This window comes from Kosakonia sp. PSU_27, assembly GCF_039409795.1.
Lineage (GTDB): Bacteria > Pseudomonadota > Gammaproteobacteria > Enterobacterales > Enterobacteriaceae > Kosakonia.
This window is the reverse complement of the sequence record NZ_JBCIVK010000010.1, coordinates 1-26260: the sequence shown is the minus strand read 5'-3', so window position 1 is coordinate 26260 and position 26260 is coordinate 1. Positions and strand designations below refer to the sequence as shown.

Sequence of the window (26260 nt, the reverse complement as noted above, 5' to 3'; positions counted from 1 at the left end):
TTTCACTCCAGTCACTTACTTCAGTAAGCTCCTGGGGATTCATGAACTTGCCGCCTTCCCTTAATCCGAAATCCTTTGGATTAACCCAATTGAAGAGGCTAAAAATGACAATTCTTAATCACACCCTCGGTTTCCCTCGCGTTGGCCTGCGCCGCGAGCTGAAAAAAGCGCAAGAGAGCTACTGGGCGGGTAACTCCACCCGTGAAGAGCTGCTGGCGGTAGGGCGCGAACTGCGCGCCCGCCACTGGGAGCAGCAAAAAGAGGCCGGTATCGATCTGCTGCCGGTGGGCGATTTCGCCTGGTACGACCATGTTCTGACCACCAGCCTGCTGCTGGGCAATGTGCCGGCTCGTCATCAGAACAACGACGGTTCCGTCGATATCGACACCCTGTTCCGCATTGGCCGTGGCCGCGCGCCAACCGGCGAACCGGCGGCAGCGGCGGAAATGACCAAATGGTTCAACACCAACTACCACTACATGGTGCCGGAGTTCAGCAAAGGCCAGCAGTTCAAACTGACCTGGACGCAACTGCTGGACGAAGTAGACGAAGCGCTGGCGCTCGGCCATAAGGTGAAACCTGTGCTGCTGGGCCCGGTCACTTACCTGTGGCTGGGCAAAGTGAAAGGCGAACAGTTTGATCGGTTAAGCCTGCTGAACGACATTCTGCCGGTCTACAAACAGGTGCTCGGCGAGCTGGCAAAACGCGGTATTGAGTGGGTACAAATCGACGAACCGGCGCTGGTGCTGGAGTTGCCACAAGCCTGGCTGGATGCGTTTAAACCAGCTTACGACGCGCTTTCCGGCCAGCTGAAGCTGCTGCTGACCACCTATTTTGAAGGCGTGACGCCGAACCTTGATGTGATCACCGCGCTGCCGGTGCAGGGGCTGCACGTTGATTTAGTACACGGCAAGGACAACGTGGCCGAGCTGCACTCGCGTCTGCCTGCTGACTGGCTGCTTTCTGCCGGTCTGGTGAATGGTCGTAACGTTTGGCGCGCCGATCTCACCGAGAAATATGCGCAAATCAACGAAGTGGTCGGTAAACGTCCGCTGTGGGTTGCCTCTTCGTGTTCTTTGCTGCACAGCCCGATCGATCTGAGTGTTGAAACGCGCCTGGATGCGGAAGTGAAGAGCTGGTTCGCCTTCGCCCTGCAAAAATGTCAGGAACTGGCGCTGCTGCGCGATGCGCTGAACAGCGGTAACACGGAGAAACTGGCGGAATGGAGCGCCCCGATTCAGGCGCGTCGCCACTCTACGCGCGTTCACAACACGGCAGTGGCACAGCGTCTGGCGGCGATCACCGCGCAGGACAGCCAGCGCAACAGCTCGTACGCCGAGCGCGCGAAAGCCCAGCGCGAGCGCTTTAAGCTGCCTGCCTGGCCGACCACCACTATCGGCTCTTTCCCGCAGACTACCGAGATTCGCGGCCTGCGGCTGGATTTCAAAAAAGGCAATCTCGATGCGGGCCGCTACCGGACTGGTATCGCCGAACACATCAAACAGGCGATTGTCGAGCAGGAGCGTCTGGGCTTAGACGTGCTGGTGCATGGCGAAGCCGAGCGTAATGACATGGTGGAGTACTTTGGTGAAAACCTGGATGGCTTCGTCTTTACACAAAACGGCTGGGTGCAGAGCTACGGCTCCCGCTGCGTAAAACCACCAGTGGTTATCGGCGACGTCAGCCGCCCGGAAGCGATTACCGTTGAGTGGGCGAAGTACGCGCAGTCGCTGACCGATAAACCGGTGAAAGGGATGCTGACCGGCCCGGTGACCATTCTTTGCTGGTCGTTCCCGCGTGAAGACGTGAGCCGCGAAACCATCGCCAAACAGATTGCGCTGGCACTGCGTGATGAAGTGGCGGATCTGGAAGCGGCAGGGATTGGCATTATCCAGATTGATGAACCGGCACTGCGCGAAGGTTTGCCGCTGCGTCGCAGCGACTGGGACGCCTATCTGGCCTGGGGCGTGGAGGCTTTTCGCATCAACGCGGCGGTGGCGAAAGATGACACGCAGATCCATACCCATATGTGTTACTGCGAGTTTAACGACATCATGGATTCCATCGCCGCGCTGGATGCCGATGTGATCACCATTGAAACTTCGCGCTCGGATATGGAACTGCTGGAGTCGTTCGAAGAGTTTGAGTACCCGAACGAAATCGGCCCGGGTGTGTACGATATTCACTCGCCGAACGTACCGAGTGTCGAGTGGATCGAAGCACTGCTGCAAAAAGCCGCGCAGCGTATCCCGGCACAACGTTTATGGGTGAACCCGGACTGCGGCCTGAAAACCCGCGGCTGGCCGGAAACCCGTAGCGCGCTGGCGAACATGGTGAAAGCCGCGCAGAATCTGCGTCAGCAGTAAGTCTTACCGCGCCGCCCGGTGTGAAACCGGCGGCGCGTCATTCCTCTGTAACAAGCCAACATCGCTTCGGTAACATTTTTGTCAAACTCCCTTGTTTAAATCGTCGCAACGAAAACACAGGGGACTGAACCATGAGTAAGAAAAGTGTGCTGGCAGCGGTACTGCTGGCCATCATCAGTACGTCAGCTTTCGCCAAATCCACTCTGACGCTCTATACCAGCCAGCCCAATGAAGATGCGCAAATGACCGTCAGCGCCTTTGAAAAAGCGCACCCGGACATTGAAGTGAAATGGATCCGCGACGGAACTACCAAGCTGACCGCGCGTTTGCAGGCAGAGTTAGCCGCCGGTGGCGCCGCCCCGGACGTGCTGCTGATTGCCGACAGCGTGACCATGGAATCCCTGAAACAGCAAAACCTGCTGGCGGCGTATAAATCACCGCAAGCGACGCGTTTTGATGCGCAGTTATATGACAAAGAGGGCTACTACTACGGCACCAAACTGATCACCACCGGTATTGCTTATCACAGCAAAGCCCCGGTTAAGCCAACCTCCTGGCAGGATCTGCTCAAACCGGAGCTGAAAAACATGACCACCCTGCCAAGCCCGCTCTATTCCGGCGCGGCGCAAATCCATCAGGCGACGCTGATGAACGATCCGGCGCTCGGCTGGCAATACTACGAGAAACTAAAAGAGAACGGTGCGATGCCGCAAAGCGGTAACGGCGCGGTGATGAGCGCGATTGCGTCCGGCAGCAAAGCCTATGGCGTGCTGGTGGATTACATGGCGATCCGCGAAAAAGCCAAAGGCGCACCGATTGAGTTCGTCTTCCCGAAAGAGGGCGTCAGCATTGTTACCGAGCCGGTAGCGATGATGAAAAACGCGAAAAACCCGCAGGCGGCGAAAGCGTTTATCGACTTTGTGCTCTCGGATGAGGGGCAAAAACTGGTGCTCCAGCAGGGCTATCTGCCCGCCGACGCCACGTTGCCGGTTCCGGCCGGGTTCCCGCCGCGCGACAGCATCAAGCTGATGCCGTTTGATGCAGCAAAAGCGTTGGCCGAGACGGAAGCCAATAAAAAGCGTTTTGCCGACCTGTTCGGAAACCGCTAATTGATGACCAGTATGACGCTGCGCCAGCACGCCAGCGGCGGCTCGGCAAAAGGGCTGCTCTGGCTGTTATTGTTTCTTGTTGCGCTACTGAGCCTGCTGCCCAGCCTGCGGTTGCTGGTCTCTGCGCTGGTTGACGGGCGCCACGGCAGCGACAGCAGTTTGTGGCGTGTGATGAGCAACCCTTCCACCTGGCTTGCGCTGTGGCACAGCCTGTATACCAGTGGGCTGGGCATGCTGCTGTCACTGCTGCTGGGTAGCCTGTTCGCTTTTTGCCTGGCGCTGACCAATATCCGCCTCAAACAGCTGTGGGTATTTCTGTTTATGCTGCCGATGATGATCCCGCCGCAGGTCACCGCGTTAAGCTGGCTGCAACTTTTTGGGCCGGGCAGCATCTTGCTCAATAGCATTGGTCTTGCGCCGGGGTTTGGCAGCAGCAACCCGCTCTATTCTGCCGAGGGAATTGCGCTGCTGCTCGGTATTCAGCATGCGCCGCTGGTGTTTCTGGCGCTGCGCACCCAGCTACAGTGTTTGCCAAAAGAGCATATTGAAGCCGCGCGCCTTCATGGCGCATCGTTGTGGCGGGTGTTCTTCGACATTGTGTTGCCGCTGTGCCGTACTGCATTGTGGGCCGGGGCGGCGATCGCGTTTGTTTCGGCGCTCGGTAATTTTGGTATTCCGGCGATGCTGGGCATCCCGATTTCCTACTTTGTACTGCCTGTGTATATCTATCAGACGCTTTCCAGCTTTGGCCCGGCGATGCTGAACGACGTGGCGGCGCTGTCGGTGCTGATGGGGATGCTGGCAATTGGCATTGTCACGCTGCAAGGCCACATGCAGCGGCGTTATGCGCTGCCGTTGATTGGTATGGCAGGGCGCGCGCTGGGTTTCACCCTCGGCAAATGGCGGCTGGCGGTCGAGTTATTATTGGCGGCGGTGCTGTGTGCCATCCTGCTCGCGCCGCTAGTGGCGCTGATTACCACCTCGCTGGTGCCGACGCTTGGCGTCGCGCTGAATAGTGAAACGCTTACCTTTGCCGCCTGGCGAGGGATCTTTGATGCGCAAAGCGCCACGTTACGCGCGCTCAGCAACAGCCTGTTTTTATCGATCTCGGCGGCTGTGGTGTTGATGTTGCTCAGCCTGCCGCTGGCGTGGCTGCTGGTGCGCTACCCGAACCGGCCGTTGCGCTGGCTGTATTTAATTATCGACATCCCCTATACCTTGCCCGGCGTGGTGCTGGCGATTGCCTGTATTCTGCTGTTTGCTCGCCCATTGCCGCTGATCGATGTCAGCCTTAGCGGCACGCTGGGCATTATCTTTTTCGCCTACCTCGCACGTTTCCTCACTGTTTGCCTGAAGCCAGTGCACAGCAGCATGCTGCAACTGGATCCCGCAATGGAAGAAGCCGCCAGCCTGGCTGGGGCGAACTTCTCCCGGCGACTGCGCCATATCGTCCTGCCGTTGCTGGCACCGGCGGCGTTTGCCGGGGCGTTGCTGGTATTCCTCACAGCGGTGAATGAACTCACCGTCTCGGCGCTGCTGTGGAGCGCCGGGAAAGAGACGCTGGGCGTGGTGATTTTTAACCTTGATGAGAGCGGCGATAAGGTGCTGGCATCGGCGCTTTCCGTGCTGGTTGTCATTCTGGTGGCGCTGGTGATGCTGCTACTCAGCGCGCTTGGCCGCTATTTACCAAAAGGAGTGATCCCTTGGCAGAGCTGAGACTGGAACATCTAAGCAAAGCATTTGCCGGCCAGACCGTGGTGCGGGATATCAATCTGACCATTCCACAGGGGGCGTTTACCGCCCTGTTGGGGCCAAGCGGCTGCGGCAAAACCACCACGCTGCGTATTCTTGCGGGGCTTGAGACCTTGAGCGAAGGGCGCTTATGGCTGGGCGATCGTCTGCTGGCAGATAAAACGCTGCACACTCCGCCGGAGCAGCGCGATATGGGGATGGTCTTTCAGTCTTATGCGCTGTGGCCGCATATGACGGTTGCCGGGAACGTGGGCTACCCGCTAAAGCTGCGCAATGTGAACGGCGCTGCGCGTCACAAGCAGGTGATGGACGCGCTGGAGGTGGTTGAACTGGGTGCTTACGCCGCACGTTCGCCGCAAGAGTTAAGCGGTGGTCAGCGTCAACGCGTGGCGCTGGCGCGCTGCCTGGTCGCGGAGCCACAAGTGGTGTTGCTTGATGAACCGCTGGCAAACCTCGATCGCCATCTGCGTGCCACCATGGAACAGACTTTCCGTGATTTTCATCGCCGTACTGGCGCAACGTTTGTCTATGTCACCCATGATCAGGCGGAAGCGATGGCGCTCGCCAGCCATATCGCGGTGATGCACCAGGGCGAACTGATGCAGTGGGGCGCACCGCAGGCGCTGTATCAGCAGCCGCAGAATGGTTGGGTGGCGCGTTTTATTGGTAAGGGGAGTGTGCTGATGCTGGCGACGCCCGCCGGGGTACAGCAACTGGATGGCGCGCAAATGCATGCTGGGTTGGCGCATACAGGCGCGGATCTTCACCAGCCAGTGCTGGTTCGCCCCGAGCATGTGCAGGTAGCGAGTGAGGGTCTGAGCGCTGAGGTACAAAGCTGCATTTATCAGGGCGAGCGCTATTTGCTTGATTTACGCCTGCGCGATGGGCAAACGCTGAGTGCCTTTCATCATGCACCGCTGCAATGCAAACAGGTCGTGGCGGTACGTTTGACCCAGGGCTGGCGTCTCGAAACAGCATGAGGTGCGCCGGGCATTTACTCCGGCGCACACCGTCACTTTTTACTGTACTGCGCAAACCATGCCAGCATCCGCTGCCAGCCATCAGCGGCGGATTCTGCGTGATAGCTCGGACGATAGTCCGCATTAAACGCGTGGCCCGCTTCGGGGTAGACGATGATTTCCGCTTTGGCGTTCGCGGCTCTCAGCGCCTGGCGCATGGTTTCCACGCTCTCCAGCGGAATGCCGGTATCCTGCGCGCCATATAAACCGAGCACTGGCGCGGTAAGTTCAGTGGCAATATCCACCGGATGGCGCGGAGAATTAAGTGATTTTTCCCCCACCAGCTTGCCATACCAGGCGACGGCGGCTTTCAACTGCGGATTGTGCGCGGCATACAGCCAGGCGATACGCCCGCCCCAGCAAAAACCGGTCACTAAGAGTTGGTGAGCGTTCCCGCCGTTACGCGCCGCCCAGCTGGCGACGTGATCCAAATCGGCAAGCACTTGCGCGTCCGGTACTTTGCTTACCAAGCCGCTCAGCAGGGTTTGAATATCGGCAAAATCATTCGGATCGCCCTGACGGAAATAGAGCTCCGGCGCGATGGCGAGGTAGCCTTCCAGCGCCAGACGTCGGCACAGATCGCGAATATGCTCATGCACGCCGAAAATTTCCTGTACCACAATGACAATCGGCAAGGGACCTTCGGCATTTTTCGGCCGGGCGTGAAAAGCGGGCATATTTTCGCCCTGTGTCGGAATAGACGTTTCGCCTGCGATTAAGGCGTCTTCCGACGTATGAACAACGGTTGAAGCAAGGGGTGAAGCCGCAGGTGCAAAGCCTGGTGTGTTGTTGGTTGTCATGGCATTCTCCATACCTTTTTTAGCGCTTCAATAACTATAGACGGGAAGGCCTGCCGCGCGCGCAAATCACCGTGCCGTAGACTATCTTTGCTGCTGAGTTGTGGGATGTGTCGTGTTAATGTGATGCAAATCACTAATTTATGGAAATTAACTGCAATCAGCTTCATTCATGGTGATGTCAGTCACGAAATTATGCCCGTGCCTTCTGTAAAGTATCTTTTTGCCTCTACTGATAAAACCGACCACAGAGGAGTCTGTTATGTCCAAGTCTGATGTTTTTCATCTCGGCCTCACCAAAAACGATTTACAAGGGGCTACGCTGGCCATCGTCCCTGGCGATCCGGAGCGTGTGGAAAAGATCGCCGCGCTGATGGATAAGCCGGTCAAACTGGCATCCCACCGCGAATTCACCAGCTGGCGCGCAGAGCTGGATGGCAAACCGGTTATCGTTTGTTCCACCGGCATCGGCGGCCCGTCAACCTCTATCGCCGTAGAAGAACTGGCGCAGCTTGGCATCCGCACTTTCCTGCGTGTGGGCACCACCGGTGCGATTCAGCCGCACATCAATGTTGGCGACGTGCTGATCACCACCGCGTCCGTGCGCCTTGATGGCGCGAGCCTGCACTTTGCGCCGATGGAGTACCCGGCGGTGGCGGATTTTGAGTGCACTACCGCGCTGGTTGCCGCAGCGGATGCGATTGGCGCAACGAAACATATCGGTGTGACTGCCTCTTCTGACACCTTCTACCCAGGCCAGGAGCGTTACGACACCTTCTCTGGCCGCGTGGTGAGCCGCTTTAAAGGTTCCATGGAAGAGTGGCAATCCATGGGCGTGATGAACTATGAAATGGAATCCGCCACGCTGCTGACCATGTGCGCAAGCCAGGGGCTGCGTGCCGGTATGGTTGCCGGTGTGATTGTAAACCGCACCCAGCAAGAGATCCCGAATGCGGAAACCATGAAGCAGACCGAAAGTCACGCGGTGAAAATCGTGGTGGAAGCGGCGCGTCGTCTTCTGTAATTCACCTCCCCGTTTGCTAAGGCCGACACGTTCGGCCTTTTCTTTTTGCGTACTGCTTCGCAGGAAAACCCCTTCCAAACTGGACGTTTATACAGCACAATCCTCCGCTATATGCGTTATCACTAAGGGGACGTGGTGGACACTTCAATCATCGTCATGGCAGCCGTTGCGCTGGCGGGTTTACTGGTCGGCTGGCTGGCAGCGAGCTGGCGCGGGGCGCAACAGCAGGCGGATCTCCTCGCGGAGCAGCGAGATGTCTTTAGCGAACTGAGCGCCGCCCGGCAGCAGATAACCCAAAACGAACACTGGCGCGAAGAGTGCGAGCTGCTCAATAACGAGCTGCGCAGCCTGCAACATATCAATAGCTCGCTGGAAGCTGATTTGCGCGAAGTGACGACCCGACTGGAAGCTACCCAGTTACATGCCGAAGAGAAGCTGCGCCAGATGCACAGCAGCGAGCAGCGCTTGAGCGAGCAGTTCGAAAATCTCGCTAACCGCATCTTTGAGCAGAGCAATCGACGCGTCGATGAACAAAACCGACAAAGTCTGAACGGTCTGCTAACGCCGCTGCGCGAGCAGCTTGATGGCTTTCGTCGCCAGGTGCAGGAGAGTTTTGGTCAGGAAGCGCGTGAACGGCATACGCTGGCGCATGAAATTCGCAACCTGCAACAGCTCAATGCCCAGATGGCGCAGGAAGCGATAAACCTTACGCGCGCGCTGAAAGGCGATAACAAAACCCAGGGTAACTGGGGGGAAGTGGTGCTGACCCGCGTACTGGAAGCCTCTGGTCTGCGTGAAGGTTATGAATACGAAACCCAGGTCAGTATTGAAAATGACCATCGCGCGCGAATGCAGCCGGATGTGATCGTGCGTCTGCCGCAGGGCAAAGACGTGGTAATCGACGCCAAAATGACGCTGGTCGCCTATGAACGTTACTTCAATGCCGACGACGACTTTACGCGCGAAGGCGCGTTACAGGAACATATCGCCTCGGTACGCAACCATATTCGCTTGCTTGGTCGTAAGGATTACCAGCAACTGCCGGGGTTGCGCAGCCTGGATTATGTGTTGATGTTTATCCCGGTGGAGCCGGCCTTTTTGATTGCGCTCGACAGGCAGCCCGAACTGATCACCGAAGCGCTGAAAAATAACATTATGCTGGTCAGCCCGACGACACTGCTGGTGGCGCTACGCACCATCGCCAACCTGTGGCGTTATGAACACCAAAGCCGCAATGCGCAGCAGATCGCGGAGCGGGCGAGCCGCCTGTATGACAAAATGCGCCTGTTCGTTGACGACATGTCATCCATTGGCCAGAGTCTGGATAAAGCGCAGGACAATTATCGTCAGGCGATGAAAAAACTGAGTTCCGGGCGCGGCAATCTGCTGGCCCAGGCCGAGGCGTTTCGCGGGCTCGGTGTCGAAATCAAACGCGAGATTAATCCGGAATTGGCGGCGCAAGCACAGGATCAGGACGAAGAGTTTCGTTTGCGTTCCGGGCAAAACGATTCCCTCGATTGCTTTGAAGACAATGCATTAGAGAGCATGGCCGCGGACGAGGAGCCCGAATCGAAGGCTTCTTCGGGTGGTTGAATCGTAGGGCAATCGCCTCCAATCTGATACACTTCACAAACAATTTCTTGAATAGCAGGCACTAAGATGGCGGAAGATTCAAAAGAGACAACACACTTTGGTTTTCAGACCGTCGCCAAAGAAAACAAAGCCGACATGGTGGCGCATGTCTTCCATTCGGTCGCGTCAAAATATGACGTCATGAATGATCTGATGTCGATGGGCATTCACCGTTTATGGAAGCGCTTTACCATTGATTGCAGCGGCGTGCGTCGCGGGCAGAAAGTTCTCGATCTGGCCGGTGGTACGGGCGATCTGACGGCGAAGTTCTCCCGCCTGGTGGGTGAAACTGGCCAAGTTGTGCTGGCAGATATTAACGACTCGATGCTGAAAATGGGGCGCGAGAAACTGCGCAACCTCGGTGTGATCGGTAATGTAGAGTATGTGCAGGCAAATGCTGAAGCCTTGCCGTTCCCGGACAATACTTTCGACTGCATCACCATCTCGTTTGGCCTGCGTAACGTGACGGAAAAAGAGAAAGCGCTGCGCTCCATGTTCCGCGTTTTGAAACCGGGCGGTCGCCTGCTGGTGCTCGAATTTTCCAAGCCAATTATTGAACCGCTGAGCAAAGCCTATGACGCTTACTCTTTCCACGTCCTGCCGCGTATTGGTCAACTGGTGGCAAACGACGCGGAAAGCTATCGCTATCTTGCTGAATCCATCCGTATGCACCCCGATCAGGACACCCTGAAAGCGATGATGCAGGACGCCGGTTTCGAAAACGTCGATTACTACAACATGACGGCCGGTATCGTTGCTCTGCACCGTGGCTACAAATTCTGACAGGAGTGCGTATGCCTTTTAAGCCGATGGTTGCCGCCGGAATTGAACGTGTATTGAATACGTTTTTATACCGTGAAGGCGCGCTGAAACCCGCGCGCCAGCGTTTGCATGGCAAGGTGTTGCGCGTAGTGCTGCAAGAGTTCTCTTCCCCCTTTGTGCTGGTGTTCAGTGAGCGCCAGATTGATGTATTAGGCGAGTGGGAAGGTGAGGCCGACTGTTCCGTGATTACGCAACTGCGGGTACTGCCGAAGCTGCGTGACCGCCAGCAGCTGACTGCGCTTATTCGCAGCGGCGAGCTGGAAGTGCAGGGCGATATCCAGGTGGTGCAAAACCTGGTTTCGCTGATGGATTTGGCGGAATTCGATCCTGCCGAGATCCTCGCACCATGGACAGGCGATATCGCCGCTGAGGGGATCAGTAAATTCCTGCGCGGCGGGGCACGCTTTCTGCAACACGGTTTTCAACGCCAGCAACGCTATGTCGCTGAAGTGCTGACGGAAGAGTGGCGCCTTGCGCCGGGCGCACTGGAAGTTGCCTGGTTTGCTGAAGAAACGGCTGCTGTGGAAAGGGCTGCGGATGCCTTAGCCAAACGCCTGGATAAACTGGAGGGCAAATGACGCCTGGAGAATTACGGCGCCTCTATTTCATCATCCAAACCTTTTTAAGTTACGGGCTTGATGAGCTCATTCCCAAAATGCGTATCACTTTGCCGCTGCGGTTATGGCGGCGGACGCTGTTCTGGATGCCAAACCGGCACAAAGAAAAATTGCTTGGGGAACGCCTGCGTCTTGCCTTGCAGGAACTGGGGCCGGTGTGGATTAAATTCGGGCAAATGTTGTCTACTCGCCGCGATTTATTCCCGCCGCTGATTGCCGATCAACTGGCAATGTTGCAGGATCGAGTTGCGCCTTTCGATGGTCATCTCGCCAAAAAGCAGATTGAAAAAGCGATGGGTGATCTGCCGGTGGAAACCTGGTTTGATGACTTCGCCATCGAACCGCTGGCCTCTGCGTCCATTGCGCAGGTGCATACAGCGCGGTTGAAAGAGAGTGGCAAAGAGGTGGTGATTAAGGTCATCCGCCCGGACATTCTGCCGGTGATCAAAGCGGATTTGAAACTGATTTACCGCCTGGCGGGCTGGGTTCCACGCCTGTTACCGGATGGTCGTCGCCTGCGCCCGCGTGAAGTGGTGCGCGAGTATGAGAAGACGCTGATAGATGAGCTGGATCTGCTGCGCGAAGCCGCTAACGCGATCCAGTTGCGCCGCAACTTTGAAAACAGCCCAATGCTGTACGTGCCGGAAATCTACTCGGATTATTGCAGCCAAAATATGCTGGTAATGGAGCGTATTTATGGCATTCCGGTTTCCGATGTGGCGGCGCTGGAGAAAAACGGCACCAATTTAAAATTGCTGGCCGAACGCGGTGTGCAGGTCTTTTTCACCCAGGTTTTCCGCGACAGCTTTTTCCATGCCGACATGCACCCTGGTAATATTTTCGTCAGCTACGATCACCCGGAAGATCCGCAATATATCGGTATTGACTGCGGTATTGTCGGTTCGCTGAACAAAGAAGATAAGCGCTACCTGGCGGAAAACTTTATTGCCTTCTTTAACCGCGACTATCGCAAAGTGGCGGAGCTGCATGTGGATTCAGGCTGGGTTCCGCCGGATACCAATGTAGAAGAGTTCGAGTTTGCCATTCGCACCGTGTGTGAGCCGATCTTTGAAAAGCCGCTGGCGGAAATCTCCTTTGGGCATGTGCTGCTCAACCTCTTCAATACGGCACGTCGCTTTAATATGGAAGTGCAGCCGCAACTGGTCCTGTTGCAGAAAACATTGCTCTATATCGAAGGTGTCGGCCGTCAGCTCTATCCGCAACTGGATTTATGGAAAACCGCGAAACCTTTCCTTGAAACGTGGATCAAAGATCAGGTGGGTATTCCGGCGCTGGTCAGAGCGTTGAAAGAGAAAGGTCCATTCTGGATCGAGAAAATGCCGGAAATTCCTGAACTGATCTACAACGGGTTGCAGCAAGGCAAGCATTTGCAGCAAAGCGTGGATAAGATTGCCAGTGAATTACAGGCAAACCATGTGCGCCAGGGACAATCACGCTATCTGTTTGGTATTGGCGCGACGCTCTTACTGAGCGGTACGCTGTTACTGATTAATCGACCAGAGTGGGGTTTAACGCCTGCATGGCTAATGGTTGGTGGCGTTCTGGCCTGGTTTGTGGGTTGGTATAAAACACGTTAAGCGAAACGCCGCCCGGGTGGGCCTGGTGCACAGAAGCTGTCAACAAAGAGGCAGCTTAATGGATAAAGTGTATACTGGGGCCTGTTTTTAACATCATCTGTTACAGAGGACTATGTATGGGTGGTATCAGCATTTGGCAGTTGTTGATTATTGCGGTCATCGTGGTGCTGCTGTTTGGCACCAAAAAGCTCGGTTCTATAGGTTCAGACCTTGGCGCATCCATCAAAGGCTTCAAAAAGGCTATGGGTGATGACGATAAAGAGGAAAAGCAGGATAAATCGGCACAAGATGCGGATTTTACGGCAACGTCTCTTTCCGACAGCAAGACATCCGACGACGCTAAAAAAGACGAAAAACGTCACGACAAAGAGCAGGTGTAATTCGTGTTCGATATAGGTTTTGGCGAACTGTTACTCGTTTTCATCATTGGCCTCGTGGTATTAGGGCCGCAACGGCTACCCGTGGCTGTGCGTACTGTAGCGGGCTGGGTCCGCGCGCTGCGCTCGCTGGCAACGACGGTGCAGAATGAGCTGACGCAGGAACTGAAGCTACAGGAGTTCCAGGACAGCCTGAAAAAGGTGGAAAAAGCGAGCCTGGAAAACCTGACGCCAGAGTTAAAGCAGTCGATGGATGAGCTGCGCCAGGCGGCGGAATCGATGAAGCGCTCCTATAGCGCTAACGATGCCGAAAAAGCCAGTGATGAAGCTCATACCATCCATAACCCGGTGGTGAAAGATAACGAAGCGCAGCATGAAGGCGTTACGCCTGCCGCCGCTGAAAATCAGGCCAGTTCGCCACAGCAAGTCCCCGATGCTGCAGAAACGAAAAAAGCGCCGCAGGTGACTACCACGGTGCAAACGGCCTCGCCGGTTTCCGACTCCACACCTTCTTCAAGTGATAAATCCTGAACATGGCTGTAGACGATACCCAACCGCTGATCGCACACCTTATTGAGCTGCGTAAGCGTCTGCTGAACTGCATTATCGCTGTTATCGTGATTTTCCTCGCGCTGGTTTACTTCGCGAATGATATTTACCAACTGGTTTCCGCACCGCTCATCAAGCAGATGCCATTGGGCGCGACGATGATCGCCACCGACGTGGCCTCGCCGTTTTTTACGCCGATCAAACTGACCTTTATGGTGTCGCTGATCCTTTCCGCGCCGGTCATTTTGTATCAGGTCTGGGCGTTTGTCGCTCCGGCGTTATACAAGCATGAACGTCGTCTGGTGGTGCCACTGCTGGTTTCCAGTTCGCTGCTGTTTTACATCGGCATGGCATTTGCCTATTTCGTGGTGTTCCCGCTGGCCTTCGGTTTCCTGACACACACTGCGCCGGAAGGCGTGCAGGTTTCTACCGATATCGCCAGTTATCTTAGCTTCGTGATGGCGCTGTTTATGGCTTTCGGCGTTTCGTTTGAAGTGCCGGTTGCTATCGTGCTGCTGTGCTGGATGGGTGTGACCACGCCTGCGGACTTGCGGCAAAAACGTCCGTACGTTTTGGTTGGCGCGTTCGTTATTGGTATGTTGCTAACGCCACCGGATGTCTTCTCGCAGACCTTACTGGCAATACCGATGTATTGCCTGTTCGAAGTCGGCGTCTTTTTTGCTCGCTTCTACGTCGGCAAGCGCCGCATTCCGGATGAAGAGAACGAAACAGAAACCAGCGAAGAGTAATTACCAGCCGCCCGACAGGGCGGTTGTTGTATGGGAAAAAACATGTTTGATATCGGTGTGAATTTAACCAGCAGCCAGTTTGCAAAAGACCGGGATGAGATCGTGGCACGGGCGCAAGCGGCGGGTGTGACGGGTATGCTCATTACCGGAACTAACCTGCATGAAAGCCATCAGGCACAGCAACTTGCTCAACGCTATCGTCATTGCTGGTCCACTGCCGGTGTGCATCCGCATGACAGTAGTGGCTGGACTGATGAAACCGCAGAGGCGATTCGCACGCTGGCAGCTACAGCGGAAGTCGTTGCCGTGGGTGAGTGTGGGCTGGATTTCAACCGTAATTTTTCGACGCCGCAGGAGCAGGAGTACGCTTTCGGTGCGCAGCTGTCGCTGGCCGCCGAGCTAAACATGCCTGTGTTTCTGCACTGCCGCGATGCGCATGAACGGTTCCTGGCGCTGCTGGATCCGTGGCTGGATAAGTTGCCCGGTGCGGTGCTGCACTGTTTCACCGGTTCGGCGCAGGAAGCACGAGAGTGTCTCGATCGCGGTATTTACATAGGCATTACCGGCTGGGTGTGCGATGAACGTCGCGGGTTGGAATTACGTGAAGTGGTTCCGCTGATCCCCGCCGGGCAGCTATTGATTGAAACCGATGCGCCCTACTTGTTGCCGCGCGATCTCAAACCAAAGCCTGCGTCGCGGCGTAATGAACCGGCCCTGTTAGGGCATATTCTTGCCACAGTTGCCGGGCTTCGTGGGGAAGAGGCTCAGTGGCTGGGTTCAGTAACGGATCAGAACGTGCGACGGTTATTCGGCGTGGATTTTTAACGCAACGCTCACGCCTTGCGAAAATCGGTGTTCTTGACGCTTTGCAGTACCTGCTTGTTAAGCAGGTGGAGTAAGAGCATGGAGCGCGCCTCGCCGTCCGGCTCTTTAAAGATTGCCTGTAAACCTTCGAGTGCGCCCTCGGTGATCACCACATCATCGCCTGGATAAGGCGTGTCAGGGTCGGTAATCCCTTCTGGCTGATAAAGAGAAAGTTGCTGAATGACGGATTGCGGAACGGTTGCCGGATGCATACCAAAGCGGACGAAATGGCTCACGCCGCGCGTAGCGTTGATCGTGGTGGTATGAATCACCTCAGGATCAAACTCCACAAACAAATAGTTCGGGAAAAGAGGTTCGTTCACTGTTGTGCGTTTGCCGCGCACCATTTTTTCCAGTGCAATCATAGGCGTCAGACAGCTGACCGCCTGGCGTTCTAAGTGTTCCTGGGCGCGCTGGAGCTGGCCACGTTTGCAGTAAAGTAGATACCAGGATCGCATAATGACTCTTTTCCGTAAGTTCGGGCGCAAGAATATCAAAACCGCAGCATGATGGCTAAGTTGATTATAACCTGCGCCAAAAGATGTCGTTGTAATTCACGCAGATTTAACAAAAATACAGCAACCGCCGGGCGAACACCGTATAATATGCCCCTTACCTGGAGGCGATAATAGACCGCATGAAATACAACGACCTACGCGACTTCCTGACCCTGCTTGAGCAGCAGGGCGAGCTGAAACGCATCACTCTTCCGGTTGACCCTTATCTGGAAATGACGGAAATAGCCGATCGCACGCTACGTGCGGGTGGCCCGGCGTTGTTATTTGAAAATCCCAAAGGTTACACCATGCCGGTGCTGTGCAACTTATTTGGCACGCCGCGCCGCGTAGCGCTGGGCATGGGGCAAGAGGATGTCAGCGCGTTGCGGGACGTGGGCAAACTGCTGGCGTTTCTCAAAGAACCGGAGCCGCCAAAAGGTTTTCGCGATCTCTTTGATAAACTGCCGCAGTTTAAGCAAGTGCTGAACATGCCGACAAAGCGTCTGCGCGGTGCTCCTTGCCAGCAAAAAGTAGTGCAGGGTGATGACGTGGATCTGCGCAACATCCCGATTATGCAGTGCTGGCCCGAAGACGCCGCGCCGCTGATCACCTGGGGGCTGACCGTGACGCGTGGCCCGCACAAAGAGCGGCAGAACCTGGGTATTTATCGCCAACAACTGATCGGTAAAAACAAATTAATCATGCGCTGGCTTTCCCATCGCGGCGGTGCGCTCGATTTCCAGGAGTGGCAGGCAGCGCATCCTGGCGAACGTTTCCCGGTTGCTGTGGCGCTGGGCGCCGATCCGGCAACCATCCTTGGTGCGGTAACGCCGGTGCCGGATACGCTTTCTGAATATGCTTTCGCCGGGCTTCTGCGCGGCACAAAAACCGAAGTGGTGAAGTGCGTATCCAGCGATCTTGAAGTTCCCGCCAGTGCAGAAATCGTGCTGGAAGGCTATATTGAGCCGGGTGAGATGGCGCCGGAAGGGCCGTATGGCGATCACACCGGTTATTACAACGAAGTTGATAATTTCCCGGTGTTTACGGTTACCCATATTACGCAGCGCGAAGATGCGATTTACCACTCCACTTATACTGGCCGTCCGCCAGATGAGCCGGCAGTGCTGGGCGTGGCGCTAAACGAAGTGTTCGTGCCGATCCTGCAAAAGCAGTTCCCGGAAATCGTTGATTTTTACCTGCCGCCGGAAGGGTGCTCCTATCGCCTGGCGGTAGTCACCATGAAGAAACAGTACCCCGGTCACGCCAAGCGCGTGATGATGGGCGTCTGGTCTTTCCTGCGTCAGTTTATGTACACCAAATTTGTGATCGTGTGCGATGACGATGTGAACGCCCGCGACTGGAATGACGTTATTTGGGCGATTACCACCCGAATGGATCCTGCGAGGGATACGGTTCTGGTGGAAAACACGCCGATTGATTATCTGGATTTTGCCTCGCCGGTTTCCGGACTGGGCTCCAAAATGGGACTGGATGCCACCAATAAATGGCCGGGCGAGACCCAGCGTGAATGGGGCCGCCCCATCAAGAAAGACCCGGAAGTTACGGCAAGAATCGACGCCATCTGGGATGAACTGGCCATACTGAACGACGAAAATAGACCCGACAGAGAGAGCGCATGACAACCTTAAGCTGTAAAGTGACCTCGGTAGAGGCCATCACTGATACCGTATATCGTGTCCGTTTAGTGCCGGAGGCGGCTTTTTCGTTCCGCGCGGGCCAGTATCTGATGGTGGTGATGGATGAGCGAGACAAGCGCCCGTTCTCGATGGCCTCGACGCCGGATCAGCATGATTTTATCGAACTGCATATTGGCGCGTCTGAGCTGAATCTCTACGCGATGGCGGTGATGGATCGCATTCTGAAAGACCGGGAAATCGTTATCGATATTCCGCACGGCGATGCCTGGCTGCGTGACGATGAAGAGCGTCCGATGGTGCTGATTGCCGGTGGTACCGGCTTCTCGTATGTCCGCTCTATTTTGCTGACTTCTCTGGCGCAAAACCCGAATCGTGACATCACCATTTACTGGGGTGGTCGCGAAGAGAAACATCTCTACGATTTAAGCGAGCTGGAAGCGTTGTCGGTAGATCATCCGAATCTGCGTGTTGTGCCCGTCGTTGAGCAGCCGGAAGCGGGCTGGCGCGGCCGCTCTGGCACCGTGCTGGCTGCGGTATTGCAGGATTTCGGTTCGCTGGCCGAGCACGATATCTATATTGCAGGCCGTTTCGAGATGGCGAAAATTGCCCGCGATCTGTTCTGTAATGAGCGCGGTGCGCGTGAAGATCGCCTGTTTGGCGATGCGTTTGCGTTTATCTAAGCCTGTCTTCGCCTTTGTTACTCTGGCCGCGCTGGCTGCCTTCGCTTTCCCCGGTCACATAGTTCACTATGCTGCCGGGGATTGATTTATTCCTGCCCTGATCTGCCGCCAGCGGCTTTGATATCGCCTTTTCTCTTTACTCTATGCGGTGGTTGCCTGCCGGATAACAGAAATAAAAAACCCGCCCCTGACAGGCGGGAAGAACGGCAACTAAACCTTCTCTTTACCCTTGACGCATCGCGTGTTGGCTACTTTCGCTCACCCCGGTTACATACCACTATGCTGCCGGGTATTCACTCAGTTGCCGCCTTGCTCTGGCACCAATGGCTTGACAGACCTTTTCTCTTTGCCCTAATCGCCATCCGCACTGCTGGCTGCTTTTGCTCACCCCGGCTGCGCGCCGGGGATTCGCTCTGTTGCTGCCTTGCTCTGGCGTTCATGGTATTGAGATAGCACTTTTCCTGCCTGAAGCGCTAAACGCGTTCAAACACCGTAGCGATCCCCTGACCTAACCCGATGCACATGGTCGCCAGACCAAATTGTGCGTCTTTACGTTCCATCAGGTTCAGCAGCGTGGTGCTGATACGTGTTCCGGAGCAGCCCAGCGGGTGACCAAGCGCAATCGCGCCGCCGTTGAGGTTGATCTTCTCATCGATCTGCTCCATAAGGCCCAGATCTTTAATACACGGCAGGATCTGCGCGGCAAACGCTTCATTCATCTCAAACAGGTCGATATCGCTGGCGGTCAATCCGGCTTTTTTCAGCGCCAGTTGAGAGGCCGGAACCGGGCCATAGCCCATGATCGACGGATCGCAGCCAACCACCGCCATCGAACGAATGCGCGCGCGCGGCTTCAGACCTAGCTCACGGGCGCGGCTCTCGCTCATCACCAGCATGGCTGATGCACCGTCTGACAGCGCGGAAGAGGTGCCAGCGGTAACGGTGCCGCTTACCGGATCAAAGGCCGGGCGCAGCGTTGACAGTGCTTCGACCGTGGTTTCCGGGCGGATCACTTCGTCATAGGTAAACTGTTTTAGTACGCCGTCCGCATCGTGACCGCCGGTAGGGATTAACTCATTTTTAAACGCACCGGATTGCGTCGCGGCCCAGGCGCGGGCATGGGAGCGAGCGGCAAAGGCATCCTGCATTTCACGGCTGATACCGTGCATGCGCGATAACATTTCCGCGGTAAGCCCCATCATTCCCGCCGCTTTCGCGACGTTACGGCTCATGCCCGGATGAAAATCAACGCCGTGACTCATCGGTACATGGCCCATATGTTCCACGCCGCCGACCATACAAACCTGCGCATCGCCGGTCATGATCATACGCGCGGCATCGTGCAACGCCTGCATTGAGGAGCCGCAAAGACGGTTAACCGTTACGGCGGGTACAGAATGTGGGATCTCAGCCAGCAGCGCGGCGTTACGGGCAATGTTGAAGCCCTGTTCCAGCGTCTGCTGCACACAACCCCAGTAAATGTCGTCGATGGCGGTGGCGTCCAGCGCCGGGTTACGCGCCAGCAGGCTACGCATCAGGTGAGCGGAAAGATCTTCCGCCCGCACATTGCGAAATGCGCCGCCTTTTGAACGGCCCATCGGGGTGCGAATCGCATCGACAATGACAACGTGTTCCATTGTGACTCCTTAAGCCGTTTTCAAATCGCCCACCGGGCGCGCAGGTTCAACCGCAGGATAGTAAGGCTCGTTGTGGCGCGCTTTTTCACGCAGCCCGGCCGGCACTTCATACAGCGGGCCAAGGTGCTGATAATGCTGTGCCATATCGAGGTATTTCGCGCTGCCGAGCGTATCCAGCCAGCGGAACGCACCGCCGTGGAACGGAGGGAAGCCCAGGCCGTAAACCAGCGCCATATCTGCTTCTGCGGGGCTGGCGATAATGCCTTCTTCAAGGCAACGCACCACTTCGTTGACCATCGGGATCATCATGCGCGCGATAATGTCGTCGTCGCTGAAATCCTGTTTGCCTTTGCTGATTTCCGCCAGCATACCGTCCACGGCGCTGTCTTCTTCTTTCTTCGGTTTGCCTTTGCTGTCTTCTTTATAGCGCCAGAAACCGAGGCCATTTTTCTGTCCAAAGCGGTTAGCGTCGAATAGCGCGTCAATCGCATCGCGATAATCTTTCTGCATCCGCTGCGGGAATCCAGCCGCCATCACTGCCTGTGCGTGATGCGCGGTGTCAATGCCAACGACATCCAGCAGATAAGCCGGGCCCATCGGCCAGCCGAACTGTTTTTCCATCACTTTGTCGACTTTGCGGAAATCCGCGCCGTCGCGCAGCAACTGGCTGAAACCGGCAAAGTAGGGGAACAGCACGCGGTTCACAAAGAAGCCGGGGCAGTCATTGACCACAATCGGCGTTTTGCCCATTTTGCTCGCCCAGGCCACCACTTTCGCGATGGTGTCGTCAGAGGTTTTCTCGCCGCGAATGACCTCAACCAGCGGCATACGGTGCACCGGGTTGAAGAAGTGCATGCCGCAGAAATTTTCCGGCCGCTTCAGCACACTTGCCAGTTCGCTGATGGGAATGGTGGAGGTGTTGGAGGCCAAAACGGTATCCGGTCGAACCTTGTCTTCTGTTTCCGCCAGCACCGCTTTTTTCACTTTCGGGTTTTCTACCACCGCTTCAACCACCACATCGACACGCTCAAAACCAGCGTATTCCAGCGTTGGCTGAATAGTGGCAATCACGTTCGCCAGCTTCAGGCCATCGATCTTGCCGCGTTCAAGCTGCTTATTCAGCAACTTACCCGCTTCATTAATGCCAAGCGTGAGGGATTTCTCATTGATATCTTTCATTAATACCGGCACGCCTTTCCAGGCCGACTGGTAAGCGATACCGCCGCCCATAATGCCTGCACCCAGCACAGCAGCATGTTTTGGCGTTTCAGTATCTTTGGTGAGTTTCTTCGCTTTGCCTTTTACATACTGGTCATTGAGGAAAATGCCGACCAGCGCGCGGGCTTCGTTGGTATGTGCGAGCGGAACAAAACTCTGGTTTTCCAGCTTCAGCGCTTCTTCGCGGCCAAATCTGGCGGCGGCTTCAATGGTTTTAACCGCAGTGATCGGCGCCGGGTAATGCTTTCCGGCGGTTTGCATCACCATGCCTTTGGCGATGGTAAAGCTCATGGCGGCTTCGATTTTACTCAGCTTCAACGGCTCCAGTTTCGGCTGGCGTTTGGCTTTCCAGTCGAGATCGCCATTAATCGCCTGACGCAGGATCGCCACCGCGCCATCGCGCAGTTTCTCCGGTTTGACGATGCCATCGACCAGGCCGATTTTCAGCGCTTGTTCCGCGCCGACATCTTTCCCGGCGGCGATGATCTCCAGTGCGCTATCGGCACCCAGCAAACGTGGCATGCGCACCGATCCGCCAAAGCCCGGCATAATGCCGAGTTTGGTTTCCGGCAGGCCAATGCGCAGATCCGGCGTGGCTAAGCGGTAGTCTGTCGCCAGAACACATTCGCAGCCGCCACCGAGGGCATAGCCATTTACGGCGGAGATCGTCGGGACAGGTAGATCTTCCAGACGGTTAAAGACGCTGTTGGCGAAGTGCAGCCATTGGCTCAACTGTTCTTCCGGAACCAGGAACAGGGAGAGGAATTCGGTGATATCGGCACCGACAATAAAGGCCGCTTTTTCCGAGCGCAGCAGCAGCCCTTTTAAATCTGATTGCTTTTCCAGCACGCCCAACGCTTCGCCAAGGCTGGCGACGGTAGCGGTATCAAGCTTGTTAACTGAGCCAGGCGCATCGAACACCAGTTCGGCGATGCCGTCTTCCAGCCAGTCGAGGTACAGGTTATTGCCTTTGTAGAGCATGTCAGTCTCCTGAATCCAGCGGTGATCTGGTCGTACCAGATGAAGCGGAGTGTGGTTTTTATGTTAAAAAAATGCAAACAACTCATTAAAAAAATGCAGCGCCGATCACGCTCGGCGGAAATCACTCAGTTGCGGGCAGGTGTGCTAAGATGCGAAAACTTGAGGTCACAAGAAACAGAAGGAAAAACGATGGACTCACTGGCTGAACTTTATAAAAATCATATTGTTACTTTGCAGGAACGCACCCGTGATGTGCTGGCGCGGTTTAAACTCGACGCATTACTTATTCACTCCGGCGAGTTGTTTAACGTCTTTCTTGATGACCACCCTTATCCGTTTAAAGTGAACCCGCAATTTAAAGCCTGGGTGCCGGTAACGCAGGTGCCGAACTGCTGGCTGCTGGTTGATGGCGTGAATAAACCGAAGCTGTGGTTCTACTTGCCGGTGGACTACTGGCACAACGTAGAGCCGCTGCCGACCAGTTTCTGGACCGAAGAGATTGACGTTATTGCGTTGCCAAAAGCGGACGGTATTGGCAACCAACTGCCAGCCGCACGCGGCAACATCGCTTATATTGGACCTGTTGCGGAACGCGCGTTGAGCCTTGATATCGCGGCAAGCAATATCAACCCGAAAGGGGTGATTGATTATCTGCACTATTACCGCGCGTATAAAACCGATTATGAACTGGCGTGCATGCGTGAAGCGCAGAAGACGGCGGTGATTGGTCATCGCGCCGCGCATGAGGCGTTCCAGTCCGGCATGAGCGAGTTCGACATCAACCTCGCCTATCTGACCGCCACCGGCCATCGCGATACTGACGTGCCTTATGGCAACATTGTGGCGCTGAACGAACACGCCGCTGTGCTGCATTACACCAGGCTCGACCATCGCGCACCGGCGGAAATGCGCAGTTTCTTGCTGGACGCTGGCGCGGAGTACAACGGCTATGCCGCTGACCTGACCCGTACCTGGGCGGCGAACAGCGACACCGATTACGCGCAACTGGTGAAAGACGTTAATGATGAACAACTGGCGCTGATTGCCACCATGAAAGCGGGTGTCAATTACGTGGAGTACCATGTGCAGTTCCATCAGCGCATCGCGAAGTTGCTGCGTCGCCACCAAATCATCACCGATATCAGTGAAGAAGCCATGGTTGAGGAGGACATTACCGGGCCGTTTATGCCGCACGGTATTGGTCACCCGCTTGGCTTGCAAGTGCATGATGTCGCTGGTTTTATGCAAGACGACAGCGGTACGCATCTGGCTGCGCCATCGAAATACCCGTATCTGCGCTGCACGCGTGTGATGGAACCGCGCATGGTGCTGACCATCGAGCCGGGTATTTACTTTATTGAGTCGCTGTTAGCGCCGTGGCGCGATGGCCCGCTCAGCAAGCACTTTAACTGGCAGAAGATTGATGCGCTGAAACCGTTTGGCGGCATTCGTATTGAAGATAACGTGGTTATCCACGAAAACGGTATTGAAAACATGACGCGGGACCAGAAGCTGGCGTAATGGAGAGCTGGCTGATCCCGGCGGCACCGGTCACCTTTAGCGAGGAGATCAAAAAGAGCCGCTTTATTACGCTGCTGGCGCATACGGACGGTGTTGACGCAGCAAAAGCGTTTGTTGACGCGGTTCGGGCGGAACATCCGGACGCGCGTCATCACTGTGTAGCGTGGGTCGCTGGCGCGCCGGATGATTCGCAGCAGTTAGGCTTTTCTGACGATGGCGAACCGGCAGGCACGGCGGGTAAACCGATACTCTCGCAGTTAATGGGCAGCGGTATCGGCGAAATTACCGCCGTAGTTGTGCGATATTATGGCGGCGTGCTGCTGGGAACCGGTGGGCTGGTGAAAGCTTATGGCGGCGGGGTGCAGCAGGCGTTAAGCCTGTTAACCACCGTCCGCAAAATGCCATTAACCGAATATACTTTGTGGTGCGATTACGCACAGCTCGCCGGAGTTGAAACACTGCTTGGGCAATTTGAGGGGAAAATTGTCGCAAGCGAGTATCAGGCCTCCGTGCATCTGCGAGTGGCGCTTCCTCACAGCAGACTGGACGCATTTTCAGCAAGGCTTGCGGATTTTAGTCGTGGCGCATTGCAATTGTTAAAAACTGAAGAATAATCCCCCACCTGATTTTCTGAACACCTAAGGAAGCGGCAGAGATGCAATTTCGCGCCATAACCCGAATCGTTGGACTGCTGGTTATCCTCTTTTCCGGAACGATGATCTTACCCGGACTGGTAGCCCTTATTTACCGCGATGGTGCGGGTCGTGCATTCACCCAAACCTTTTTCGCTGCGTTGGTAATTGGCTCCATCCTGTGGTGGCCAAACCGTCGGGAGAAAAAGGAACTGAAATCCCGCGAAGGCTTTTTGATCGTCGTGCTGTTCTGGACCGTGCTGGGGAGTGTGGGTGCGCTGCCTTTTATTTTCTCGGAAAGCCCGAACCTGACGGTGACCGACGCCTTTTTTGAATCCTTCTCTGGCCTGACGACAACCGGAGCCACCACGCTGGTGGGGCTGGATTCGTTGCCGCATGCCATTCTCTTCTACCGCCAGATGCTGCAATGGTTTGGCGGTATGGGGATCATTGTCCTGGCGGTCGCGATACTACCGATTCTGGGCGTGGGGGGGATGCAGCTTTACCGCGCGGAGATGCCAGGGCCACTGAAAGATAACAAAATGCGCCCGCGTATTGCCGAAACGGCAAAAACGCTGTGGCTTATTTATGTGTTGCTGACCGTAGCGTGCGCGCTGGCGCTGTGGTTTGCCGGGATGCCCGCTTTTGACGCCATCGGCCATAGCTTCGCGACCATCGCCATTGGCGGCTTCTCGACACATGATGCCAGCGTGGGTTATTTCAATAGCCCCACCATTAACACCATCATTGCTATCTTCTTATTGATCTCCGGCTGTAATTACGGCCTGCACTTCTCTTTGCTGAGCGGGCGCAGCCTGAAAGTTTACTGGCGCGATCCTGAATTCAGAATGTTTATCGGCGTGCAACTGACGCTGGTGGTGATCTGCACCGTGGTGCTGTGGTTCCACGATGTTTACAGCTCTGCGGTAACAACGGTGAATCAGGCTTTCTTTCAGGTGGTGTCGATGGCGACCACTGCCGGGTTTACCACTGACAGTATTGCGCGTTGGCCGCTGTTCTTGCCGGTGCTGCTACTGTGTTCGGCGTTTATTGGTGGCTGTGCGGGTTCTACCGGTGGTGGTTTGAAAGTGATCCGTATATTGCTGCTGTTCAAACAGGGTAACCGCGAGCTGAAACGTCTGGTCCACCCGAATGCGGTTTACAGCATTAAGCTGGGGAATCGCGCTTTGCCGGAACGTATTCTTGAAGCAGTGTGGGGGTTCTTCTCTGCTTATGCGCTGGTGTTTATTGTCAGCATGCTGGCGATTATCGCCACAGGCGTGGATGACTTTTCTGCTTTTGCTTCCGTTGTCGCCACGCTGAATAACCTGGGGCCAGGGCTTGGCGTAGTTGCTGATAACTTCGCGAGCATGAACCCGGTGGCGAAGTGGATCCTCATCGCGAATATGCTGTTTGGTCGCCTTGAAGTCTTCACATTGTTGGTACTGTTTACCCCAACTTTCTGGCGCGAATAAGGGAGTGTGACGTGAAAACATTGATTCTATTTTCGACCCGGGATGGGCAAACGCGGGAAATCGCCTCTTATCTGGCGTCCGAGCTGAAAGAGCTTGGTGTCTATGCTGATGTGGTGAACCTGAACCGTACGCCAGATATTGAATGGGATAACTACGAGCGCGTGGTGATTGGTGCATCTATCCGTTACGGCCATTTCCACCCGGCGCTGGCGAGCTTCGTGAAAAAGCATCTGCAGCAGCTGAATGCGCTACCGAGCGCGTTCTACTCCGTTAACCTTGTTGCGCGTAAGCCTGAGAAAAGCTCTCCGCAAACCAATAACTATACCCGTAAATTTTTGCTCTCTTCACCGTGGCAGCCAGATCAGTGCGCGGTATTTGCCGGTGCGTTGCGTTATCCACATTATCGTTGGTATGACCGCTTGATGATTCAACTGATTATGAAGATGACCGGTGGCGAAACGGATCCTACTAAGGAAGTTGTCTATACCAACTGGCAGCATGTGGCGAGTTTTGCCCGCGAAATCGCTCAATTAAAGTGCAAATCGACCGATTAGCGGCCGTTACGACTGAAAATTAAGCGAACGAAAACTTTTTTTAAATTTATGCTTGTCAGCGGGAATTAACTCCCTATAATGCGCCTCCACTGACACGGCACAACGGCAAACACACCGGCCTGTCAGGTGAAG

23 protein-coding genes are annotated in these 26260 nt (G+C 55.6%); 19 read left to right on the top strand and 4 right to left on the bottom strand.

Annotated elements, in window-relative coordinates; genetic code table 11:
- Positions 1–104 precede the first annotated feature (104 nt).
- The 4 genes from metE (at position 105) to AAIG26_RS21570 (ending at position 6207) form a co-directional block, all read left to right on the top strand.
- Positions 105–2366 (top strand): 5-methyltetrahydropteroyltriglutamate--homocysteine S-methyltransferase, encoded by a 2262-nt coding sequence (gene metE, locus AAIG26_RS21585; RefSeq protein WP_343181441.1) that lies wholly within the window; start codon positions 105–107, stop codon positions 2364–2366.
- A 131-nt stretch (positions 2367–2497) separates the two neighbouring features.
- On the top strand, positions 2498–3475 hold the full coding sequence (locus AAIG26_RS21580; protein ID WP_343181440.1) for an ABC transporter substrate-binding protein: 978 nt from the start codon (positions 2498–2500) through the stop codon (positions 3473–3475).
- 3 nt (positions 3476–3478) lie between these two features.
- Entirely contained in the window at positions 3479–5191 is a 1713-nt protein-coding gene (locus AAIG26_RS21575) for an iron ABC transporter permease (RefSeq protein ID WP_343181439.1), read from the top strand.
- Positions 5179–6207 carry an ABC transporter ATP-binding protein gene (locus AAIG26_RS21570; RefSeq protein WP_343181438.1) on the top strand — a complete coding sequence of 343 codons (1029 nt, stop codon included), beginning with the start codon at positions 5179–5181 and terminating at the stop codon, positions 6205–6207. Before AAIG26_RS21575 ends, AAIG26_RS21570 begins: the two co-directional genes overlap by 13 nt.
- A gap of 32 nt (positions 6208–6239) precedes the next feature.
- Here the strand turns inward: AAIG26_RS21570 and AAIG26_RS21565 are convergent, their stop codons facing one another.
- On the bottom strand, positions 6240–7046 hold the full coding sequence (locus AAIG26_RS21565) for a dienelactone hydrolase family protein (protein WP_020456035.1): 807 nt from the start codon (positions 7044–7046) through the stop codon (positions 6240–6242).
- A gap of 259 nt (positions 7047–7305) precedes the next feature.
- Here AAIG26_RS21565 and udp point away from each other — a divergent pair, with 259 nt between their 5' ends.
- The 9 genes from udp (at position 7306) to tatD (ending at position 15236) form a co-directional block, all read left to right on the top strand.
- Positions 7306–8067, top strand: a complete 762-nt coding sequence (udp, locus tag AAIG26_RS21560) for a uridine phosphorylase (protein WP_020456036.1) — start codon at positions 7306–7308, stop codon at positions 8065–8067.
- A gap of 135 nt (positions 8068–8202) precedes the next feature.
- A complete protein-coding gene (gene rmuC, locus AAIG26_RS21555; RefSeq protein ID WP_044489543.1) occupies positions 8203–9660 on the top strand; it encodes a DNA recombination protein RmuC in 1458 nt (485 codons plus the stop codon).
- Positions 9661–9726: 66 nt separating this feature from the next.
- The gene (ubiE, locus tag AAIG26_RS21550) at positions 9727–10482 is read left to right on the top strand and encodes a bifunctional demethylmenaquinone methyltransferase/2-methoxy-6-polyprenyl-1,4-benzoquinol methylase UbiE (protein ID WP_020456038.1); all 756 of its coding nucleotides are present in this window, start codon (positions 9727–9729) and stop codon (positions 10480–10482) included.
- 11 nt (positions 10483–10493) lie between these two features.
- A complete protein-coding gene (locus tag AAIG26_RS21545) occupies positions 10494–11099 on the top strand; it encodes an SCP2 domain-containing protein (protein WP_020456039.1) in 606 nt (201 codons plus the stop codon).
- Positions 11096–12736: a ubiquinone biosynthesis regulatory protein kinase UbiB gene (gene ubiB, locus AAIG26_RS21540; RefSeq protein WP_020456040.1), complete on the top strand. Its 1641-nt coding sequence runs from the start codon at positions 11096–11098 to the stop codon at positions 12734–12736. The genes AAIG26_RS21545 and ubiB overlap by 4 nt, the downstream gene beginning before the upstream one ends.
- Positions 12737–12852: 116 nt before the next feature.
- Positions 12853–13116, top strand: a complete 264-nt coding sequence (gene tatA, locus AAIG26_RS21535) for a Sec-independent protein translocase subunit TatA (protein WP_020456041.1) — start codon at positions 12853–12855, stop codon at positions 13114–13116.
- A gap of 3 nt (positions 13117–13119) precedes the next feature.
- Complete coding sequence (gene tatB, locus AAIG26_RS21530) at positions 13120–13644, top strand: Sec-independent protein translocase protein TatB (protein ID WP_045512964.1); 525 nt, start codon at positions 13120–13122, stop codon at positions 13642–13644.
- 2 nt (positions 13645–13646) lie between these two features.
- Complete coding sequence (gene tatC / locus AAIG26_RS21525; RefSeq protein WP_020456043.1) at positions 13647–14411, top strand: Sec-independent protein translocase subunit TatC; 765 nt, start codon at positions 13647–13649, stop codon at positions 14409–14411.
- 42 nt (positions 14412–14453) lie between these two features.
- A complete protein-coding gene (gene tatD / locus AAIG26_RS21520; protein WP_343181437.1) occupies positions 14454–15236 on the top strand; it encodes a 3'-5' ssDNA/RNA exonuclease TatD in 783 nt (260 codons plus the stop codon).
- Between the two features lie 8 nt (positions 15237–15244).
- Here the strand turns inward: tatD and rfaH are convergent, their stop codons facing one another.
- The gene (gene rfaH / locus AAIG26_RS21515) at positions 15245–15733 is read right to left on the bottom strand and encodes a transcription/translation regulatory transformer protein RfaH (protein ID WP_017459761.1); all 489 of its coding nucleotides are present in this window, start codon (positions 15731–15733) and stop codon (positions 15245–15247) included.
- 170 nt (positions 15734–15903) lie between these two features.
- On the opposite strand from rfaH, the gene ubiD reads away from it, so the two are divergent.
- A complete protein-coding gene (ubiD, locus tag AAIG26_RS21510) occupies positions 15904–17412 on the top strand; it encodes a 4-hydroxy-3-polyprenylbenzoate decarboxylase (protein ID WP_170956385.1) in 1509 nt (502 codons plus the stop codon).
- Positions 17409–18110, top strand: a complete 702-nt coding sequence (gene fre / locus AAIG26_RS21505; RefSeq protein WP_045512969.1) for an NAD(P)H-flavin reductase — start codon at positions 17409–17411, stop codon at positions 18108–18110. The genes ubiD and fre overlap by 4 nt, the downstream gene beginning before the upstream one ends.
- A 473-nt stretch (positions 18111–18583) precedes the next feature.
- Here fre and fadA read toward each other — a convergent pair whose 3' ends face one another.
- Both fadA and fadB read right to left on the bottom strand, forming a co-directional pair.
- Positions 18584–19747 carry an acetyl-CoA C-acyltransferase FadA gene (fadA, locus tag AAIG26_RS21500; RefSeq protein WP_020456046.1) on the bottom strand — a complete coding sequence of 388 codons (1164 nt, stop codon included), beginning with the start codon at positions 19745–19747 and terminating at the stop codon, positions 18584–18586.
- Between the two features lie 9 nt (positions 19748–19756).
- Positions 19757–21946, bottom strand: coding sequence for a fatty acid oxidation complex subunit alpha FadB (fadB, locus tag AAIG26_RS21495; RefSeq protein ID WP_343181435.1), 2190 nt, complete (start codon positions 21944–21946; stop codon positions 19757–19759).
- A gap of 189 nt (positions 21947–22135) precedes the next feature.
- On the opposite strand from fadB, the gene pepQ reads away from it, so the two are divergent.
- The 4 genes from pepQ to hemG are packed head-to-tail and all read left to right on the top strand — an operon-like array spanning position 22136 to position 26128.
- The gene (pepQ, locus tag AAIG26_RS21490; protein WP_160271381.1) at positions 22136–23467 is read left to right on the top strand and encodes a Xaa-Pro dipeptidase; all 1332 of its coding nucleotides are present in this window, start codon (positions 22136–22138) and stop codon (positions 23465–23467) included.
- Positions 23467–24081: an IMPACT family protein gene (locus tag AAIG26_RS21485; protein WP_020456049.1), complete on the top strand. Its 615-nt coding sequence runs from the start codon at positions 23467–23469 to the stop codon at positions 24079–24081. The genes pepQ and AAIG26_RS21485 overlap by 1 nt, the downstream gene beginning before the upstream one ends.
- Before the next feature lie 41 nt (positions 24082–24122).
- Complete coding sequence (trkH, locus tag AAIG26_RS21480) at positions 24123–25574, top strand: Trk system potassium transporter TrkH (protein WP_020456050.1); 1452 nt, start codon at positions 24123–24125, stop codon at positions 25572–25574.
- A gap of 11 nt (positions 25575–25585) precedes the next feature.
- Positions 25586–26128, top strand: coding sequence for a menaquinone-dependent protoporphyrinogen IX dehydrogenase (hemG, locus tag AAIG26_RS21475; protein WP_020456051.1), 543 nt, complete (start codon positions 25586–25588; stop codon positions 26126–26128).
- The last annotated feature ends 132 nt before the right edge of the window (positions 26129–26260 follow it).

Bases quoted from the DNA above. Each gene is read 5' to 3' on its own strand.
- fadB (WP_343181435.1), bottom strand. From the start codon at position 21,946: ATGCTCTACAAAGGCAATAACCTGTACCTCGACTGGCTGGAAGACGGC.
- tatD (WP_343181437.1), top strand. From the start codon at position 14,454: ATGTTTGATATCGGTGTGAATTTAACCAGCAGCCAGTTTGCAAAAGAC.
- fre (WP_045512969.1), top strand. From the start codon at position 17,409: ATGACAACCTTAAGCTGTAAAGTGACCTCGGTAGAGGCCATCACTGAT.
- AAIG26_RS21580 (WP_343181440.1), top strand. From the start codon at position 2,498: ATGAGTAAGAAAAGTGTGCTGGCAGCGGTACTGCTGGCCATCATCAGT.
- AAIG26_RS21545 (WP_020456039.1), top strand. From the start codon at position 10,494: ATGCCTTTTAAGCCGATGGTTGCCGCCGGAATTGAACGTGTATTGAAT.
- AAIG26_RS21565 (WP_020456035.1), bottom strand. From the start codon at position 7,046: ATGACAACCAACAACACACCAGGCTTTGCACCTGCGGCTTCACCCCTT.
- ubiB (WP_020456040.1), top strand. From the start codon at position 11,096: ATGACGCCTGGAGAATTACGGCGCCTCTATTTCATCATCCAAACCTTT.
- tatC (WP_020456043.1), top strand. From the start codon at position 13,647: ATGGCTGTAGACGATACCCAACCGCTGATCGCACACCTTATTGAGCTG.
- tatA (WP_020456041.1), top strand. From the start codon at position 12,853: ATGGGTGGTATCAGCATTTGGCAGTTGTTGATTATTGCGGTCATCGTG.
- udp (WP_020456036.1), top strand. From the start codon at position 7,306: ATGTCCAAGTCTGATGTTTTTCATCTCGGCCTCACCAAAAACGATTTA.
- AAIG26_RS21485 (WP_020456049.1), top strand. From the start codon at position 23,467: ATGGAGAGCTGGCTGATCCCGGCGGCACCGGTCACCTTTAGCGAGGAG.
- AAIG26_RS21575 (WP_343181439.1), top strand. From the start codon at position 3,479: ATGACCAGTATGACGCTGCGCCAGCACGCCAGCGGCGGCTCGGCAAAA.
- rfaH (WP_017459761.1), bottom strand. From the start codon at position 15,733: ATGCGATCCTGGTATCTACTTTACTGCAAACGTGGCCAGCTCCAGCGC.
- ubiE (WP_020456038.1), top strand. From the start codon at position 9,727: ATGGCGGAAGATTCAAAAGAGACAACACACTTTGGTTTTCAGACCGTC.
- metE (WP_343181441.1), top strand. From the start codon at position 105: ATGACAATTCTTAATCACACCCTCGGTTTCCCTCGCGTTGGCCTGCGC.
- trkH (WP_020456050.1), top strand. From the start codon at position 24,123: ATGCAATTTCGCGCCATAACCCGAATCGTTGGACTGCTGGTTATCCTC.
- fadA (WP_020456046.1), bottom strand. From the start codon at position 19,747: ATGGAACACGTTGTCATTGTCGATGCGATTCGCACCCCGATGGGCCGT.
- pepQ (WP_160271381.1), top strand. From the start codon at position 22,136: ATGGACTCACTGGCTGAACTTTATAAAAATCATATTGTTACTTTGCAG.